The organism is Nocardioides taihuensis, assembly GCF_042657275.1.
Classification (GTDB): Bacteria; Actinomycetota; Actinomycetes; order Propionibacteriales; family Nocardioidaceae; genus Nocardioides; species Nocardioides taihuensis.
The window spans coordinates 332790-350745 of record NZ_JBHSKD010000007.1; the positions used below are offsets into that span (position 1 = coordinate 332790).

The 17956-nt window shown below is 72.6% G+C and carries 16 protein-coding genes; 9 read left to right on the forward strand and 7 right to left on the reverse strand.

What is annotated here, in order from left to right:
• Positions 1-7 precede the first annotated feature (7 nt).
• Positions 8-2614 (forward strand): ATP-binding protein, encoded by a 2607-nt coding sequence (locus ACFPGP_RS07580; RefSeq protein ID WP_378588916.1) that lies wholly within the window; start codon positions 8-10, stop codon positions 2612-2614.
• Between the two features lie 66 nt (positions 2615-2680).
• Here the strand turns inward: ACFPGP_RS07580 and ACFPGP_RS07585 are convergent, their stop codons facing one another.
• Both ACFPGP_RS07585 and ACFPGP_RS07590 read right to left on the reverse strand, forming a co-directional pair.
• Entirely contained in the window at positions 2681-3283 is a 603-nt protein-coding gene (locus tag ACFPGP_RS07585; protein ID WP_378588918.1) for a hypothetical protein, read from the reverse strand.
• 27 nt (positions 3284-3310) lie between these two features.
• Entirely contained in the window at positions 3311-3712 is a 402-nt protein-coding gene (locus tag ACFPGP_RS07590; RefSeq protein ID WP_378588920.1) for a VOC family protein, read from the reverse strand.
• Between the two features lie 124 nt (positions 3713-3836).
• Here ACFPGP_RS07590 and ACFPGP_RS07595 point away from each other — a divergent pair, with 124 nt between their 5' ends.
• On the forward strand, positions 3837-4808 hold the full coding sequence (locus ACFPGP_RS07595; protein ID WP_378588921.1) for an AraC family transcriptional regulator: 972 nt from the start codon (positions 3837-3839) through the stop codon (positions 4806-4808).
• 23 nt (positions 4809-4831) lie between these two features.
• Here ACFPGP_RS07595 and amaB read toward each other — a convergent pair whose 3' ends face one another.
• Genes amaB through ACFPGP_RS07610 form a run of 3 tightly spaced genes read right to left on the reverse strand, consistent with a single transcriptional unit; the run spans position 4832 to position 9383 of the window.
• Positions 4832-6361 (reverse strand): L-piperidine-6-carboxylate dehydrogenase, encoded by a 1530-nt coding sequence (gene amaB / locus ACFPGP_RS07600; RefSeq protein WP_378588923.1) that lies wholly within the window; start codon positions 6359-6361, stop codon positions 4832-4834.
• 9 nt (positions 6362-6370) lie between these two features.
• A complete protein-coding gene (locus tag ACFPGP_RS07605) occupies positions 6371-8530 on the reverse strand; it encodes a thiamine pyrophosphate-dependent enzyme (protein WP_378588925.1) in 2160 nt (719 codons plus the stop codon).
• A gap of 49 nt (positions 8531-8579) precedes the next feature.
• The gene (locus ACFPGP_RS07610) at positions 8580-9383 is read right to left on the reverse strand and encodes a hypothetical protein (RefSeq protein WP_378588926.1); all 804 of its coding nucleotides are present in this window, start codon (positions 9381-9383) and stop codon (positions 8580-8582) included.
• Between the two features lie 194 nt (positions 9384-9577).
• On the opposite strand from ACFPGP_RS07610, the gene ACFPGP_RS07615 reads away from it, so the two are divergent.
• The 5 genes from ACFPGP_RS07615 (at position 9578) to ACFPGP_RS07635 (ending at position 13366) form a co-directional block, all read left to right on the forward strand.
• Positions 9578-10066 carry a sigma factor gene (locus ACFPGP_RS07615; protein WP_378588928.1) on the forward strand — a complete coding sequence of 163 codons (489 nt, stop codon included), beginning with the start codon at positions 9578-9580 and terminating at the stop codon, positions 10064-10066.
• 371 nt (positions 10067-10437) lie between these two features.
• Positions 10438-10878 (forward strand): SRPBCC family protein, encoded by a 441-nt coding sequence (locus ACFPGP_RS07620; protein WP_378588930.1) that lies wholly within the window; start codon positions 10438-10440, stop codon positions 10876-10878.
• Between the two features lie 68 nt (positions 10879-10946).
• Positions 10947-11402, forward strand: a complete 456-nt coding sequence (locus tag ACFPGP_RS07625; protein ID WP_378588931.1) for a hotdog fold thioesterase — start codon at positions 10947-10949, stop codon at positions 11400-11402.
• 85 nt (positions 11403-11487) lie between these two features.
• Complete coding sequence (locus tag ACFPGP_RS07630; RefSeq protein WP_378588932.1) at positions 11488-12519, forward strand: alpha/beta fold hydrolase; 1032 nt, start codon at positions 11488-11490, stop codon at positions 12517-12519.
• A 49-nt stretch (positions 12520-12568) separates the two neighbouring features.
• Positions 12569-13366 carry a methyltransferase family protein gene (locus ACFPGP_RS07635; protein WP_378588934.1) on the forward strand — a complete coding sequence of 266 codons (798 nt, stop codon included), beginning with the start codon at positions 12569-12571 and terminating at the stop codon, positions 13364-13366.
• On the opposite strand, the gene ACFPGP_RS07640 is transcribed toward ACFPGP_RS07635, so the two are convergent.
• Positions 13354-13704, reverse strand: coding sequence for a Rieske (2Fe-2S) protein (locus ACFPGP_RS07640; RefSeq protein WP_378588936.1), 351 nt, complete (start codon positions 13702-13704; stop codon positions 13354-13356). The genes ACFPGP_RS07635 and ACFPGP_RS07640 overlap by 13 nt on opposite strands.
• Before the next feature lie 73 nt (positions 13705-13777).
• Between ACFPGP_RS07640 and ACFPGP_RS07645 the strand changes: the two genes are divergently transcribed.
• Both ACFPGP_RS07645 and ACFPGP_RS07650 read left to right on the forward strand, forming a co-directional pair.
• The gene (locus ACFPGP_RS07645; RefSeq protein ID WP_378588937.1) at positions 13778-14176 is read left to right on the forward strand and encodes a GFA family protein; all 399 of its coding nucleotides are present in this window, start codon (positions 13778-13780) and stop codon (positions 14174-14176) included.
• 127 nt (positions 14177-14303) lie between these two features.
• Positions 14304-16136, forward strand: coding sequence for a GMC family oxidoreductase (locus tag ACFPGP_RS07650; protein ID WP_378588939.1), 1833 nt, complete (start codon positions 14304-14306; stop codon positions 16134-16136).
• Between the two features lie 110 nt (positions 16137-16246).
• Here ACFPGP_RS07650 and ACFPGP_RS07655 read toward each other — a convergent pair whose 3' ends face one another.
• Positions 16247-17944: a phytoene desaturase family protein gene (locus tag ACFPGP_RS07655; protein ID WP_378588941.1), complete on the reverse strand. Its 1698-nt coding sequence runs from the start codon at positions 17942-17944 to the stop codon at positions 16247-16249.
• Positions 17945-17956: the final 12 nt, after the last annotated feature.

A 17956-nucleotide genomic window follows, 5' to 3' on the forward strand; every position in this document is an offset into this window, starting at 1 on the left:
GGGCAGCGTGAACGCCGACCGTCCCACCGGGGTCGTCACCCTTCTGTTCACCGACATCGAGGGGTCGACCCGCCTGCTGCGCTCACTCACAGCCGACGACGCGGTGACGGCGTTCGCCCTCCACGGCCGGGTGCTGCGTGAGGCGATCTCGCGCCACGGCGGCTACGAGCAGCGCACCGAGGGGGACTCGTTCTTCGCCGTGTTCCAGCAGGCGACGCCTGCCGTGGCCGCGGCCGTGGAGGCCCAGCGCCTCCTGGCGGCCCAGGCCTGGCCGGGCGGGCTTCCGGTCCGCGTGCGCATGGGACTGCACACCTGCGAACCGATCCAGGCCGACGGTGACTACCTCGGGCTGGACGTCCACCGCGCCGCGCGCATCGCGTCGGCAGGTCACGGCGGTCAGGTGCTGCTCTCCGAGGCCACGCGGACGGTCGCGGAGCTCCCGGACGGCGTCACCGTGCGCGACCTCGGGGAGCACCGCCTCAAGGACCTCGACCAGCCGGAGCGGATCCACCAGCTGCGGATCGAGGGCCTCGACAGCGACTTCCCGCCGCTCAACAGCCTCGAGACGCCCTCGAACCTGCCGTCCGCCGTGACCCGGCTGGTGGGTCGCGATGCCGATCTCGCGGCGGTCGAACAGCTGGTTCGGCGCGACGACGTACGGATGGTCACCATCACGGGGACCGGTGGCACCGGCAAGACCCGCGTCGCGATCGCCGTCGCAGGGCGCCTGGGCGATGCCTTCCGCGACGGCCTGGTCTTCGTCGACCTCACCGCGGTCACCGACGCGGCGCAGGTCGCCACCGCGGTCGAGGCGGCGCTCGACGTTCCGAGCACTCCCGGTGTCCCACCGGTCGAGAACCTCGTCAACCACCTGAGGTACCGCGCGGTCCTGCTGGTCCTGGACAACTTCGAGCACCTGACCCCGGCCGCGGGCGACCTGGCCACCCTGCTGGCCGGCGCGGCGCGGTTGAAGGCGGTCGTGACCAGCCGCGTCCCGCTCCGCATCTCCGCGGAGCACGAGTACCCCCTCCAGCTGCTCGCTCCCCGGGACGCGGTCGAGCTCTTCGTCGAGCGGGCCCGCGCCACGCAGCCGGCGTTCGAGGTGAGCGCGGCGGAGGCCCAGGTGGTCGGGAAGATCTGCGCCCGCCTCGACCACCTTCCCCTGGCCCTCGAGCTCGCGGCGGCGCGGACGAAGTTCCTGACGGTCGAGCAGGTCCTGGCACACCTCGACAGCCGGCTGGGACTGCTGAGCAGCGGGCCGCGCGACGTCCCCGCGCGGCAGCAGACGCTGCGGGCCACCATCGCCTGGAGCTACGACCTGCTGCCTCCGGGAGCAGCCGCGCTGTTGCGTCGCGCCGCCGTGTTCGTGGGCGGGTTCACGGTCGACGCGTTGGTGACCGTGGCTGACGACCCCGAGGCACTGGCGGGGATCGAGGTCCTGCTCGACCACAGCCTGGTGCGCCGCGACTCCGGCACCGGGCGCCTCTCGCTCCTGGAGACCATCCGCGAGTTCGCGCTGGAGCAGGGGCAGCTGACCGGTGAGCTGGACGAGACGCGCCGCCGGCACGCGGACTTCTACGCTGCGCTCGCCTCGCGCATCGAGGAGGGCAGGCACGGCCCCGACCGGGTCGCGTGGCGCGATCGCCTCGAGGACGAGCTGGCCAACCTGTTGACCGCCCTCGAGTGGGCTCTCGAGGCGGAGCCTCCAGCGGCGGAACCCGCTGCCGCCATCGCGGTCCCCCTGGGCATGCACTGGTACACCCACGGCCGACCCGCCGAGGGCGCGGCGTGGCTGTGGCGCGTCCGTGCCCTCCCCGACATCCCGACGCGCTTGCGCGCGCAGCTGGCGCAACGCCTCGGCGTCCTGCTCGACCAGCAGGCCGACAAGGCGGGTGCCGCCGTCGTGCTGGCGGAATCGGTGGAGCTGTTCCGCCAGGTCGCGGACCGGACCGGGCTGGGCAGGGCGCTCAACAGCCTGGCATCGGCGTCCCGCGAGGTCGGCTCGACGGCACGGGCGCGAGAGCTCTACGAGGAGGCGCTGCAGATCCGCACCGAGATCGGCGACGAGGAGGGGATCTCGGTCACGACGTTCAACCTGGCCCAGGTCGCCATGGACGACGGGGACTTCAGCACGGCCCGGCGCCTCTTCGAGGAGTCGCACGAGATCGACCAGGGGCTCGGTGAGGACTGGGGCGCCGCGATCGGTTCACTCGGCATCGCCACCGCCGCCATCGCCCAGGGAGATCTCGCAGCGGCCGCGCCGCGCCTGCGCTCCGCCGTGCTGTTCTTCGTGGACGCGGACGACGAGGACCACCTGGCGGAGACCCTCGTGGTCTGCGCCGACGAGGCCCGCGCACTCGGCCTCGCCGAACGGTCCGCCCGCCTCCTCGGTGCCTCGGACGAGATGCGGAGCCGGATCGGCATCCCGCTCGCGCCGGCGGACGAGGTGCACGTGGAGCGGTGTCGGCGTGCCGTCGAGGCGACCCTCGGCGCGGAGGCCTACGCCGCGGCGACCGCACGGGGCCGCGCGATGACCGCCGCCCAGGCGGTCACCTTCGCCCTCGAGTCCCCCAGCTCCGACGGCCCGGCGGCCGCGAGGTCGGGGGCCTCCTGACGCCCGGCGGTCCGTGGGTCGGTGCTCCCGTGCGGGGCCGGCCGGACGCCGGCCCCGCACGGAGTCTCACTGCACCGGGGTGGCGCGCTGCCAGACCCGGGTCGAGACCTGCTCGGCGTGGAGAGCCGCCGGCGGCAGCGGCTGCACGACTGCGTCGCCCCGCGCGACGGCCGCGTCGATCTCGTCGGTCGTGACGAGGTGCTCGTCGGCCGCGGCCCTGGAGGTGAACAGCACCAGGGTCGGCACCAGGGACACCCGGGTCCCGGCGCCCTCGAGCTGGGCGACGTGGTCGTGCCCGATCACGCCCGCGGCGTACACGTCCGGCTCGATCGACTGCGCGAGGCCCGCGATCGCGGGGCCGTGGTCGGGGCAGGTGTCCACGGGGACGTGCGGGCAGATCAGCTGCCCCACGGTGGCCCCGGCCGGGTAGACCGGCAGATAGAGGGGCGCGCGGGCGTGCTCGTCGCTGAGCAGGGGCGCGTGCTCCGGGGTGCTGATGAAGCCCACCACGCCGGCGTGGTCGCCGTCGTACACGGGCTCGACCACGCTCTGGCCCAGGATGCGCTGCCCACTGGGCACGAAGTCGGCGGCCGAGGCGCCGAGGGCGGGCCCCACTGCGAGGAAGGTGGTGCCCACGGCGGCGAGGGCCAGCTTGATGCGTCGGTTCATGATGTGTTGCTCCTGTCGGGTTCGGGGTCAGGCGGCGGGCGGGGCGAAGAACTCGAGCGCGAGCCCGTCAGGGTCGCGGAAGGAGAGCCCGGACCCGTACGAGGCGTCCTTGATGGCGCCGTGCGGCACGTCGAGCTCGTCGAGGCGGGCGGCCCAGGCCTCGAGCTCGGCCCGGGTCCCCACGCCGAACGCGACGTGGTCGAGCCCGACCCGGAGCTCGCTGAACGCCTCGGGGGGAGCCGGCGTGCCGTGCTGGTGCAGCCCGATCAGGGTGCCGTTGCCGACCACCCACACGGTGTGGTGCAGGTCGGGGTCGGTGTCCTCGTCGATCGCGGGCTCGCTGCCGAAGAGGGCGCGATACCACGGGGCGCTCACGGTGAGGTCGCGCACGGTCAGCGCGACGTGGGAGAGGGGAGGGAAGGTGGACATGTCAGCCTTTCGGTGGATGGGATAGTGATCGCCATCAACCCTGCTGGCGCCGGGCTCCGGAGCCCATGACCGGGAAGCCGCAAGGGCTAGCAGGAACGCCGGACTCGGAGAAGGCTGGGACGACGTGACCGGACCCGACGGTCCGAGCGAGACGCTCAACGCGACGCTGGAGCAGATCCGCCTCGCCGGCGCGATCTTCTTCCGTGCCGAGTTCACCGACCAGTTCACCTTCGAGTCGGCTCCGCTGGCCTTCGCCGCGGCGCTCACCCCGCGCGCCGACCGGCTGATCCTCTTCCACATCGTCGCCGCCGGCGAGTGCTGGGTCGCCATGGAGGACGGCATCAGGCACTGGGCCGCGGAGGGCGACGTCATCGTGATGCCGTACGGCGGCCGCTACCTGCTCGGCGGGCACTCACCGGCCGATCCCGTCGCGCTCGCGCTGCCGACCCCGCCGCCGTGGGACAACATCCCGGTGGTGCGCCAGGGCGGGGGCGGCGAGCGCACCGACGTCGTCTGCGGCTACCTCCACTCCGAGCACCCGCTCTTCGACCCCTCGATGCGCGCCCTGCCGCCGGTCTTCGTCGTCCGCCTGCCCGAGGGGCCGGCGTCGAGCTGGGTGCGCGCCAGCATCGACTACGCCCTGGAGGCCACGCGGCCGTCGAACCTCAGCGCCGCCGTCCTCCAGACCCGCCTGCCCGAGCTGCTGCTGATGGAGGTGCTGCGGGTCCACCTCTCGGCCGAGCCGTCGAGCGAGCGGGGTTGGCTCGCTGCCCTGCAGGATCCCGTCCTCGCGCCCGCCCTGGCGCTGATGCACGGACGACCCGAGCACCAGTGGAGCGTCAAGGAGCTGGCCGCCGCCACCGCGGTCTCCCGCTCGGTGCTCGACGACCGGTTCCGCCAGGTGCTGCACCGCTCACCGATCCGCTACCTCACGGAGTGGCGCATGCACCTCGCCCAGGACCTGCTGGCCACCACCACCCTGACCGTCTCCGAGGTGGCCCACCGGGTCGGCTACCAGTCGGAGGAGGCCTTCAGCCGCGCGTTCAAGCGCGAGCGCGGTGCGCCCCCGAGCCACTGGCGCACGCGACAGGGCTGAGCGCTGTCCGGCGCCGGTGCCGGTCAGACGGTGAAGTCGACGCCCTGGGCGAGCGGGAGCTCGCCGGAGTAGTTGATCGTGTTGGTCGCGCGGCGCATGTAGGCGCGCCAGGCGTCCGAGCCGGACTCGCGGCCGCCGCCGGTCTCCTTCTCACCGCCGAAGGCGCCGCCGATCTCGGCGCCCGAGGTGCCGATGTTGACGTTGACGATGCCGCAGTCGGAGCCCTCGGCGGAGCAGAAGAGCTCGGCCTCGGCGACGTCGGAGGTGAACACGCTCGAGGACAGACCCTGCGGCACCGCGTTGTTGAGGGCGATCGCCTCGGCGAAGTCGTCGTACGGCAGCACGTAGAGCAGCGGTGCGAAGGTCTCACGCCCGACCACGTCGGACTGCTTCTCCATCCGCACGATCGCCGGGCGCGCGTAGAAGGCGTCGGGTGCGGCGTCCTCGAGCACCCGGCCGCCACCGGCGACGAGCGAGCCGCCGTCGGCCTGCGCCTGCTCGACGGCCGCGGCCATCGCGTCGTACGCCCGACGGTTGACCAGCGGCCCGACGAGGACGCCGTCGGCCATCGGGTTGCCGATGGGCAGCCGCTCGTACGCCGCGGACAGCCGGTCGGTCAGCTCGTCGGCGACGCTGCGGTGGGCGATGACCCGGCGCATGGTCGTGCAGCGCTGGCCGGCGGTGCCGGCCGCCGAGAAGACGATGCCGCGCACGGTGAGATCGAGGTCCGCGCTCGGGGCGACCACGGCGGCGTTGTTGCCGCCGAGCTCGAGCAGCGAGCGGCCGAACCGCTCGGCCACGCGCGGCCCGACGGCGCTGCCCATCCGGGTCGAGCCGGTGGCGGAGAGCAGCGCGACGCCCGGGTGACCGACCAGCGCCTCGCCGGCCTCGGGCCCTCCGAGCACGACCTGCGACAGCCCCGCCGGCGCGTCGTGCTCGGCCAGCGCCTGCAGAAGCACGGCGTGGCAGGCGAGCGAGGTGAGCGGTGTGAGCTCGGAGGGCTTCCAGACGACGGGGTCGCCGCAGACCAGCGCGATCGCGGTGTTCCACGACCACACCGCGGCCGGGAAGTTGAACGCCGAGATCACGCCGACGACGCCCAGCGGGTGCCAGGTCTCCATCAGCCGGTGGCCGGGCCGCTCGGACGGCATGGTCCGGCCGTAGAGCTGGCGGGAGAGGCCGACCGCGAAGTCGCAGATGTCGATCATCTCCTGGATCTCGCCGCGCGCCTCGGAGGTGATCTTCCCGGCCTCGATGCTCACCAGGACGGCGAGGTCGTCCTTGTGCTCGGCGAGCAGCTCGCCGAACCGCTTGACCGCCGCCCCGCGGGCCGGCGCCGGCACCCGCCGCCAGGCCAGGAAGGCGTCCTGCGCGCGGGAGACGGCCGCGTCGACGCCGGCGGCGCCGTGGCGGGCGAGGCTCGCCACCCGCTGCCCGTTGACGGGCGACACGGTGGTCACGTCGCCGGCGACGGCGTCGAGGTCGACGCCGCAGCGTCGCGCGGTCTCGAGCGCGAGCGTCGCGAGCTCGGCCTGGGTCGGGATCGTCGTCATGACACGTTCCTACACGACGACGAGCCCGCGCGCCGCCTGCGCGATCTCCTCCTCGGTGACCAGGACCAGCCGCGACGCCGGGCCGAGCGGCACGTAGGAGTCGGCGCCGGCGACGCGCGCGAGCCGCCCGTCGTACCCCCGGTCGACCAGGGTGGCGACGATGCCCTCGCCCACCCCGCCCGAGCGGCGGGTCTCGTCGACGACGAGCACGGCACCGAAGCCGGCGGCGTACGCCGCGAGCTCGTCCGCCGGCAGCGGCGAGAGCCAGCGCAGGTCGAGCACCGTGGCGTCGACCCCGGCCGCCCGCACCGCCCGCAGCGACCGGGGGACGCCGTTGCCGAAGGTCACGACCAGCAGGTCGGCGCCGTCGCCGTGGGCCCGGGGGCCGCGCGCCGCGCCGGTGACGTCGTACGGCGCGGTCCAGAGCCCGTCGCCCGGCTCGTGCAGGTCGCGGGAGTGGTAGAGCGCGATCGGCTCGACGACCACGCAGACCCGGCCCTCGACCTCGGCGAGCTCGACGCACTCGCGCAGCAGCAGCGCGGCGTCGGCGGGGTGGCTGGGCACGCACAGCACCAGGCCGGGGACGTCGCGCAGCACCGCCAGCGAGCTGTCGTTGTGGAAGTGGCCGCCGAAGCCCTGCTGGTAGGCGAGGCCGGCGATCCGCACCACCATCGGGTTGCGGTACTGCCCGTCGGAGAAGAACGCCAGCGACGCCGCCTCGCCGCGCAGCTGGTCCTCGGCGTTGTGGAGGTAGGCGAGGTACTGGATCTCCGGGATCGGCAGCACACCCATGAGCGCCGAGCCCAGCGCGGTGCCGAGGATGGTCTGCTCGTCGAGCAGCGCGTCGAAGACCCGGCGCCCGCCGAAGCGCTTGCGCAGACCGCGGGTCACGCCGTACACCCCGCCCTTGACGGCGACGTCCTCGCCGAAGACGATCGCGTGCGGCCGCTCCTCGAGGACGTGCCCGAGCGCGGTGTTGATCGACTGCGCGAGCGTGAGCGGCTCGCCCGCCTCGACGTGGACCTCGGTGCGCGGCGGGGCCGGCCGGGGCTCCGGGTCGTGCACCGGGCGCACCACCGCGCGCCGGCTGTCGAGCCGGCGCGTGCCGAGCACCGACGCCGCCTCGTGCATCACGGCTGCGCGGGCGCGCTCGTAGCGGTCGAGCACCTGGCCCGGCGTCAGCACGCCGGTCTCCACGAGGTACGTCGCGGTCGCCAGCAGCGGGTCGCGGTCGTAGTCGCGGTGGATCTCGGCCGCGCTGCGGTAGCCGAGCTCGACGTCGGTGCCCGCGTGGCCGAGGTAGCGGACGGTGCTGAGGTGCAGCACCACCGGCCGCCGCTGCTCGCGCACCAGGTCGACCGCGCGGCTCACGTCGACCAGCAGCCGGTCGGGCCGCGGCGACTCCGCCGCGACGTACTCCAGGCCGGCTCGCCGGCCCAGCGTCGCCACGACCCAGCCCTCGGGCGTGCGGGTGCTGATGCCGAGGCCGTTGTCCTCCACGACGAGCAGCAGCGGGACCGCGAGGCCGCGGTGGTGCAGGTACGCCGCGGCGTTGAAGGCGCCCTGCGCGGTCGAGTGGTTGACCGAGGCGTCGCCGAGCGAGCACACGACGATCGCGTCCTGGGGCCACACCCGCTTCGCCGGGAGGTCGCCCAGGTTGTCGAGCGCGTAGGCGAGCCCGACCGCCCGCGGCAGGTGGGAGGCGATGGTCGACGTCTGCGGGACGATGTGGAGCGCCGGGTGCCCGAAGACCTTGTGCCGGCCACCGGAGATCGGGTCGTCCGCGGCGGCGCTCAGGCCGAGCAGCACGTCACGCACCGGCGTGGTCGCAGCCTCCGGGTGCTCGCGCGCGTTGCGTGCCGCCCGCGCGGCGTAGAACCCGCCCGACCGGTAGTGCAGCAGCGCCGGGTCGTCGACCCGCGTCAGCAGCCCGACCGCGGCGTTCGCCTCGTGCCCCGCCGACCCGATCGTGTAGAAGCCCTCACCCTGCTGCTGGAGCCACCGCGCCGCGAAGTCGAGGTGCCGGGCCTGGACCTGGGCCTCCAGCAGCTCGAGCAGCATGGCGACGTACGCGCTCGCACCGTCACCGTCGATCGAGCCCACCGAGCCCACCGGGGCAGACAGCGACCGCACCCGCTCGACCAGGTGGTCGTCGATCGCCTCGGCCACGGGGACACTCTGGCACCAACGCCACAGTCGGCGCCCCCGGTCGCGTCCGCTACCGGTCGACGCCACCGTGCGGGACGGGCGGGAACAGCCGGGGGAAGGCCAGGGCCAGCCACGGCTTGCGACCGCCGACGCGCAGCTTGCCGGTCAGGGTCCCCCGCAGCTGTGACACCGTCCCGATGCCGACCTGGAGGAAGGTCTGGGGGTCGGCGGTCATCGCGACGTCCACCCGTCCGGCGGGGTCCATCTCGAGCTGCCCGTCGGCCACCGCGTAGGTCAGCGGCTCCACGCCCCGCAGCCGCAGGCGGAAGGTGCCGCGGAAGTCGCGTGCGGCCACCGGGTCGAACGCGTACGGCACGACGGCCCGCAGCGGGGAGTGCAGGTCGGCGACCCTCCCGTGCCACTCGGTGCCGGCCGTCGCGCTGAACTGGCCCCCGTGCAGGTGGTGGTCGAGCGCGAGCAGCCCGACCATCGTGGACACCGTCGCCCGGGGGAGCCCGATGCCCTCGTCCCCGTCGTGGGCGCGGGCGGTGGCCACGAACGACGCGGTGCTCTCGGCGACCATGTCGGCGAGCTCCGCGACGTCCCGCTGCGGCACGCCCGCGATCATCCGCTCGTCGAGCTCGGCCGACAGCTCCACGCCGTCGTACAGCGACGGCTCGCCGCGGACGACCTTGTCCGCCTCCGCCACCGACGCGTACATGTGCGCCGCGATGTCGGCGTTGGTCCACCGCATCTTCCGCGGCCGGACCGGGGCTGGAGCGCGGCGCATCGCCTCGACGAGCAGGGGCGCACTGCGCTCCAGCACGTCGCACGCCCGCTGGTGGTGGTCGATGCCCGCCGGGTTGAGTGTCATCGCGACCTCCAGTGCGATCCCGGCGGGAGCGCGGGGCTCCGGCGCCGGCTGCGCCCAGTCTGGCACCCGGCACGGCGGTCGGCCAGACGCCGTCGACGGCGGCAGGATCGGGCGTGGGACCGGTCGAGAAAGTTGTCTGGTCGACCCAACAGTCCGGCCGAGTTGGTGCGTCAGGTGTCCGAGAGGGGGCCGCCATGGACGAAGCAGCGTTCAGCGACTACGTCGCGGCACGACGGCCACAGCTGTTCCGCACCGCGTGCCTGCTGTGCGGCGATCCGCACCGTGCCGAGGACGTGGTCCAGGACGCCCTGGCACGGCTGTACGCAGCGTGGGACCGGGTCGGGCGGATGGACAGCGTCGACGCGTACGGGCGCCGGATCATCGTCAACGCGCACTACGGCGACCGGCGCCGGCCGTGGCGTCGCGAGCGGGCGTCGGAGCCCCGCGACGTACCGCTGGAGCCGGGGTTCCCGATGGAGGACGCCGAGGCCGTCAGGGCCGCGATCAGATCACTCCCGCCCGGTCACGGATGCGGGGACCACCGAGCCGGTCACCTGCCTGTCGGGCGCGTCGGCCCGCCGGAGCCGGATCAGGTCCGCTCGAGCCGCCGCGCGAGGTACGGCGCGGTCGCGCTGCCTTCGGCCTTCGCGATGTCGGCCGGCATGCCGGTCGCGACGACCTGACCGCCGGCATCCCCGCCGCCGGGGTCGAGGTCGATCACCCAGTCGGCGGTGGCGATCGCGTCGAGGTCGTGCTCGACCAGAGCCACCGTGTTGCCAGCGTCGACGAGCCGGCGCAGCAGGAGCTCGGTGGCGAGCTTGATGCGTTGTGCCTCAGACGAATCCCTCGCCCTGACAGGTCGCGCAGCGGCCCTCGGAGACGTCCTCGAGATTCGCTTCCGTGCCGCTGTGGAGCACGCGGCCCCTTGTCGCCGTACATCGGCCGCTCGTGAGCCGACCCCAGCAGGACCACCCACAGTGGATGCGGAGTTCGCCGCGAGCGCCGTAGGCTTCCGGGCGTCGGCTCGAGCATCAGCAGTCCCAAGGCGGCTCGCATGGGCGTGTTTGTCTACTCGGTGTGGATCGATGCCGCACCCGAGAAGGTGTGGGGCACCTACGTCGATCCCGCTCGTGTTGCGGACTGGCAGACCGGGAAGCCGGTCGTCGGTGACGTCCAGGGTGCGCCGGGCGAGGCTGGCTCCACGTACGTCTCGAGGCGCGGCCCGTTCGCCGCGCGTACGACGGTGCTGGCTGCGGAGGTCCCACGCGAGCTGGTGACGAGGACGGATGCGTACTTCGGCCTGCAGTTCGAGCTCACGTCACGGCTGGAGGAGCGATCGGGCGGCACCGAGCTGCAGCTTCGCGCCGCGACGCACTGGCGCCGCAGGCTGGGTCCTGTCGGCAAGGTCGTGGAGCTCGCAGTACTCAGCCCTCGCGAGGCGCGCAAGGAGCTCGCCATGTTGAAGGCGCTGATCGAGCGGGAAGCGTCGAACTGATGGGGGCCGAGCAAAGTGAGGTAGTTCCACGGCTGATTCGGTGCCCCGGACCCGGAACCATGGAGTGCATGACACTCACCTCAGACGCACCGCTGCGCAGCGCTGGGATCTGGCACGGCAGACCGGACCTGGACGAGGCCAACGAGATCGGCAAGGACAGCGCGATCGGTCACCTCGGCATCGAGTTCACCGACCTCGGAGCTGACTACCTGGCCGGTCGGATGCCGGTCGACGGCCGTACCCGCCAGCCCTTCGGGATCCTGCACGGCGGCGCGTCGGTGCTGCTCGCCGAGACGTTGGTCAGCTGCGCGGCCACGTTCGTCGTCGCGCCCGGCAAGGTGTGCGTCGGCATGGAGATCAACGCCAACCACCTCCGACCCGTCACCTCCGGCTGGGTCGTCGGCACCGTCCGGCCGGTGTCGCTGGGCCGTCGCAGCCAGGTCTGGGAGGTCCGGATCGTCGACGACCACGACAAGCTCGTGTGCATCTCACGGTGCACGATCGCGGTGATCGAGGCGTCATGAGGCTGGCGCCCGTCGTCCGGGACGAGCCCCGCACCGCGTGGCGGTCAGGGCAGTTCCGGGGCGGCCCGGGGTGTTCACTGGTGTCGTGGCTTCGCGTGACCAGCGCTGGGGGACCGCGCACCTGGAGGACGGCGGGAAGGTCGCCTACGCGCTGACCGGCAGCGGTCCGTTGCTGGTGGCAGTGCCGGGTTGGCTGAGTCATCTCGAGCTCGGCTGGTCGATCCCGGCCGAGCGGATGTTCCACGAGGCCCTGTCGTCCGGCCGGACACTGGTGCGCTACGACCGCCCGGGCTGCGGTCTCTCCGATCCCTACGAGGGGCCACGCACCATGGCCCTGGAGCTGGCCACGATCCGTGCGGTGACCGACGACCTCGGCGCGACCCGCTTCGACCTGTTCGGCTGGTCGCTGGGAGCCCCGGTGGCGGCACAGTGGGCCTCGGCACGGCCCGAGACGGTCTCGAAGCTCGTCCTCTACGGCGGCTGGGCCACCGGCGCCGCCATCGGTGACGAGGACAGCCGACGGCACGTGCTCGGGCTGCTCGCAACGCACTGGGGCCTGGGCTCCGACCTGCTCACCGACCTGTTTGCCCCCGAGACGGATGCCGGGACCCGTCGCGCACTGGCCCAGTACCAGCGGGCGGCGTCGTCTGCCGACACGGCGCTCGCCCTGCTGAGCCTCGCCTACGACCTGGACGTGCTCCCTGCGCTGGGCGGGATCGCCGCGCCGACGCTGGTGCTGCACCGACGCGGGGACCGTGCCGTTCCGGCCGCGCAGAGCAGGACGCTGGCCCGTGCGATCCCCGGCGCGGAGCTCGTCGCCCTGGACGGCCGGTCCCACCTCCCGGCGATGGGGGATGCGGACGCGGTGGTGGACCAGGTGCGGCGGTTCCTGGGCCTCCCCCGGCTGCGGCGGGCCGTGCCGACCGGGCTCACCCCACGCCAGACCGAGGTCGCAGCGTTGGTGGCCGACGGCCTCACCAACCGCGAGATCGCCGAGCGCCTCGGAATCACCGAACGGTCGGCCGAGTCGCACGTGGAACGCATCCGGCTGCGCCTCGGGTTCAGGTCGCGTGCCCAGGTGGCCGCCTGGTACGTCGCGCGTGAGCCGAACAAGTGAGGTAGTTCTACGGCTGCGCCGGGTCCGTCGGTCGCCGGAGCATGGGGACATGTCCCGGCAATCCCGCTACCTGTTCATCTCGGCCGTCGCCTGGGCCGGCTTCGTCGCCGTCACGGTGTGGACGGTGCTCTTCCTGGCCGACGTCGTCGTCTCCCCAACCGTGGACGGTCCGCCGCGTACGAGCGCCGCGGTCGCGGCGACGGTCGACCTGACGCTCCTGATGCTGTTCGCCGTGCAGCACTCGGCCATGGCGCGTCCTCAGGTCAAGGCGTGGTCGCGCCGCCACATCCCTGCGCCGCTCGAGCGCACGTCGTACGTCCTGGCCACCGACGCCTGCCTGCTGGTGATCCTGGTGCTGTGGCAACCCTGGGGCGGCCAGGTGTGGCAGGTCCACGGGCCGGCCGGCGTCGTCGTCTGGTCGTTGGGCATGTTCGGTTGGATCCTGGCGATCGCGTCGACGTTCGCGGTCGACCACCTCGAGCTCACCGGGCTGCGCCAGGCCGGGTGGTCGACGCCTCGCGATGCCGTCAGGACGAACCGTCTGGAGGTCGGGGGACTGCATGCCGTCGTCCGGCACCCGCTGATGACCGGGCTGCTGCTGGCCTTCTGGGCAACCCCGCACATGGGTGCTTCGCACGTCCTGTTCGCCACCGCCATGACCGTCTACATCGCCATCGGGGTCAGGTTCGAGGAACGCGACCTGCGGCGCACGTTCGCCGACTACGACGCCTACGCCGCCCGCGTTCCCGCCCTGCTGCCCGGTCTCCGACTTCAGACGGTCCGGCGATCAGCGCGGCGTCCGCGGAGGGCATCCGCGGCGGTAGCCGTTGACAGTCAGCGGACGTAGAGATCCCCGGCGCGTTCGGTCACCTCGCCCCGACCCAGCGGCAAGACCTTGGTGAGCGCCTTGAATGCCGCACCAAGCCCCGGCACCTTGGCGAACACCCCCTGCGGACCACGGACCATCCGACCGGTGCGAACGTCGTACACGGACTGGTGCCAGGGACAGACCAGGCAGCCCTCGGCGTCGATGCTGCCGTTCGCCAGGTCGGCGCCGAGGTGCCGACATCTGCGGCTGACCGCGAAGTACCGACCGTCGCTGTTGCCGACGGCATACGGTCCCGCGCCGACCACCTTGCCCGAGGGGAACTCACTCGACGGGCCCAGCGCGTACTCCTTGCCCATGACGTCACCCTAACCCCGGGACTCCGGCGACGAGGCGATGGACGCAGCGGGTTGCACGAGCCACACTCACGGCATGTCGCCGGAGCAGGTGAGCACGGGAGGCTGCCTGTGCGGTGCCGTGACCTACCTCGTCACCGGCGGCCTGCACGATGTCGTCAACTGCTACTGCCAGCGCTGTCGTCGATTCACCGGCCACTACATGGCCGCAACCCCCGCAGCTGTCGCGGACGTGACCACGGACGACCCCACGCTGCAGCTGACCTGGCACCCCGTGGACGGTGCGGAGTACGGGTTCTGCCGATCATGTGGAGCGTCCCTGTTCTGGCGAGCCGACGCGTCACCGGAAACGATCTGGATCTGCGCCGGGTCGCTGGAGCCACCCACGGGACTGAGCACCGTCCAGGCATGGTGGTCGTCGCAGGCCAGCGACTACTTCACCCGCCCAGACGTGCCCGAACGCTTCACGGAGTAGCACTGCGCCTGATGGCGGCGACTGGGATGACCAGGGTCGCTGGCTCCCTTGTCTCGCCTTGGTGAGTGTGGTTGCGTGGCGAGACCGTCCCCGCCGTCCGGCGAGGTGCCACAACGAGGTGCGATCGATGGACTCGACATACGACTACGTGATCGTGGGAGCGGGATCGGCGGGTGCCGTGGTCGCCGCCAGGCTGAGCGAGGACCCGGATGTCCGGGTGTGCCTGCTCGAGGCCGGCGGGCCGCCGCCGCCCTCGGAGCTGGTGCCCGCCGCGGTCGCCAGCCTGCAGAACGACCCCGCGACCGACTGGATGTACAACGGCGACCCCGGTGGGGTCGGCAAGGGCCTGATCGGCGGCCAGATGATGGTGCCGCGGGGGAAGATGCTCGGCGGCTCCTCCGGCCTGAACTACATGGCGTACGTGCGGGGGCACCCGGGCGACTTCGACTCGTGGGCCGCCGGGGGCGCGGACGGCTGGTCCTACCAGGAGGTCCTGCCCTACTTCCTGAAGGCCGAGGGATTCGTGAACAGCCCCGAGCTGCACGCCGACCCCGACGTGCACGGGCACGACGGCCCGGTGGGCGTGTCGGTGCGCCAGCCGATCCTGCCTGCCTCGGCGCAGTTCGTCGAGGCCGCGGGCGCCACGGGAATGAAGCAGGGTGACTACAACGGTCGCGACCGCCTCAGCCCCGAGGGAGTGGCCTCGCTCTTCCAGACGACGACCAAGGACGGCAGGCGGAGCTCGACCTTCCACGCCTACCTCGAGCCGGCGATGGACCGGGAGAACCTCACCGTGGTCACCGGCGCGCACGTCGAGCGGGTCGTGCTCGAGGCGGACGGGGAGGTGGTTCGCGCCACCGGGGTGGCCTGCCGCACGGAGCACGGCACCCCCGAGACGGTCGCCGCGGGCACCGAGGTGGTGTTGTGCGCGGGCGCCATCGGGTCGCCGCACCTGCTGCTGCTCTCCGGGGTCGGGCCCCGGGAAGAACTCTCCGCCGCCGGGGTGGCCTGCGTCGTCGACCTTCCGGACGTCGGGCGGCACCTCAAGGACCACCTGCACACGCCCTTGATGTTTGCCGCCGACGGCATCGGCGAGACGATGACCGAGGTTGCGATGTCCCTCGGGCCGGACGCGTTGCGGGCTCCCGCTGGTCCGCTGCCGGCAGACCCCGCGGACGACGACGACCTGCCCGAGCCTCTTGCCGCGGCCAAGGCCGAGGCGGAGCGCCGCATCGCCGAATGGTTCACCACCGGGCGCGGCCTCGCCTCGTCCTCCCTCTACGACGCTGTCGCGTTCTTCTCGACCGGGTTGGGCGACGAGCACACCCACGACGGGCAGATCGGATTCCTCGCGACCGGCTACACGCCGCCGATCTGGGAAGGCGTCTTCCGGCTTCCGGCGGCTGCGTTCTTCGAGGACCCGGAGTCCTTCCTGGACCCGACCCGCGGCCAGGTCGTGGTGCTGCCCAACCCCGTGCAACCCCACTCCGAGGGTTCGGTCAGGCTGGCCAGCGCGGACCCGCAGGTCCCACCGCGGATCGAGCTCAACTACTTCGACGACCCGCACGACGTGGCGGTCATGGTCGCCGTGATGCGCAGAGCCCTCGAGATCGCGAAGGCCTGGCCAGGCGGCGGCCTGGGCGAGGCAGTCATCCCGCCGCACCTCGCGCAGGCGCACGGCCACGTCGCCGGCGCCGAACCGAGCGACGCGCTGCTGGAGGACCTGGCCCGCCACTACGCGCTGACCGTCTACCACGAGACGTCGACCTGTCGGATCGGCGACGTCGTGGACCCGCGGCTGCGGGTCCACGGCATCGACGCCCTGCGCGTGGCCGATGCGAGCGTCATGCCGAACGTCGTCAGCGGCAACACCAACGCTGCGGCCATCATGATCGGCGAGAAGGCAGCCGAGCTGATCGCCACGGACCACGGTGTCCACCTCCACGAGGTGGTCGGCTGAGGACTCGGTCGGCTCGCAGGATTGACGGGCCGTCCGCCCACGCCGATGTCAGGCCGTCCGACTCACGGCGGAATGACGCCACCTCGTTGGCCGGGCCGGGGCTCGTTTCGTCAGGCAGTAGCCCGGGGGCGGCGACGCACCGGGCGGCGGATGACGGAGCTGGGTTTCGATGCGAGGAGCGGGTCGAAGTCGTGGGTGACCGGCGTCAGGCGTGCCTCGTCCACGAAGACGGCGCCGTCGCGGACCTCCTGGAAGAGATCGCGGCCGAGCACGGCGCCTGCCGTGCCCATGCCGCCGTAGATGGTGGCGTTGATGCCGAACATGTGCTCCGTGCTGCCGCCGGCGAGGAACAGGCCCGGGATGTGGGTGGTGACCCGCGGCCGGAACGGGCCGAGGTTCTTCAGCAGCGGGGCGATGCCGTAGCAGGTGCCGTCGGTGCTGAGGGTGAAGCGCTCCTGGGTGATCGGGGTGGACGCCTCGCAGAAGACCATCCGCTCACGGATGTCCGGGATCAGCAGCTCGGCGGTGTCGAGCACGCGCTGGGTGAGCTCCTCCTTGAGCTGCAGGTAGCGCTCGTCGCGGCGGTAGCTGCCACCGTCCGCGGGGCCGGTCTTGACGTTCCAGAACGCATGCTCCCTGGGCGCCCAGCTCACGAGCTCGAGCGTCGAGTAGCCCGCCGGTGCCGAGTGCGTCCCCTCGGGGTCCTTGGCCGTGGGGCAGCTGATGCCGACCGGCATGCGCTCTGGGCAGCGACCGGCGGAGACCTCGCGGTAGTAGCCGTCGACGTCGTTGGTCGGCCAGACCCAGGCGAGCGGCGGGGTGTCTCGTTCGCGCAGGTCGACGTCGAGCGCGACGTACACCGCGAACATCGGCAGCGTCATCTCCAGATCCTTCAGCTTCCGCCGCAGCCTCCGGGTCAGGTGCTCGTCGCCGACCAGCTCCACCCAGGTCTTCTTGAAGTCCGCTGCGGAGACGACGACCTCGGACCGGATCTCTTCGCCGCCGCGGACGCGGACGCCGACGGCGCGCCCGTCCTCGATCAGGATCTGCTCGACCCTGGCCTTGGTGCGGACCTGGCCGCCGTGCGTCGAGATGACGTCGGTGAGATGAGCGCCGATGACCTGGCCGCCGCCCCGCGGGTAGTACGCACCTGCCTGGAGGTAGTGGTGGAGGAAGCCGGCATGCATCGCGGTAGGCGTCCTGTGCGGGGGCCACGTGTAGTCCCCGTTCTCAGCGAGGATCACCGCCTGGGCGTCAGCGCTGAGGCCGCACGCGGCCATCAGCGTCGTGATCGGCCGCACCCCCCAGCGCAGCAGTGCGAACGGGCGCAGGAGCGGCCGTTCGCCGGCAGCGATGGTGCGCATGATCGTGACGCAGCGACGAAGTCCCGACTCTTCCTCGGGGAACGCCGCGACCAGGCGGTCGAGGTAGGTGTCCCAGCCGGTCGGCGTCTGGAACGTCGTACCCGGGATCATGATCTGGCAGTGGCCCTCAGGGCGCTGGCGCAGCCACGTGATGCGCTCGGTCAGGGCCAGCCCGGAGAGCGCGGTCTGCATCCGCCCACCGGGGCCGCACTCGCCGACGTAGTGGGTGCCGACGTCGAACTCGAACTTGTTGCCGGCACGGCGGAAGACCTGGGTGCTGCCGCCGACCACCTGGTTGGCCTCGAGCACCAGCACCTTCTTGCCGTTGGCCGCGAGGTACGCCCCGCAGGTGAGGCCGCCCGGGCCGGCCCCCACGACAACCGCGTCCCAGGTCTCGTTCTCGCCCTCGAGCCCGGGCGTCCGGGGCGTCGCGGTCTGTGTCATGGCGGTCGCTTT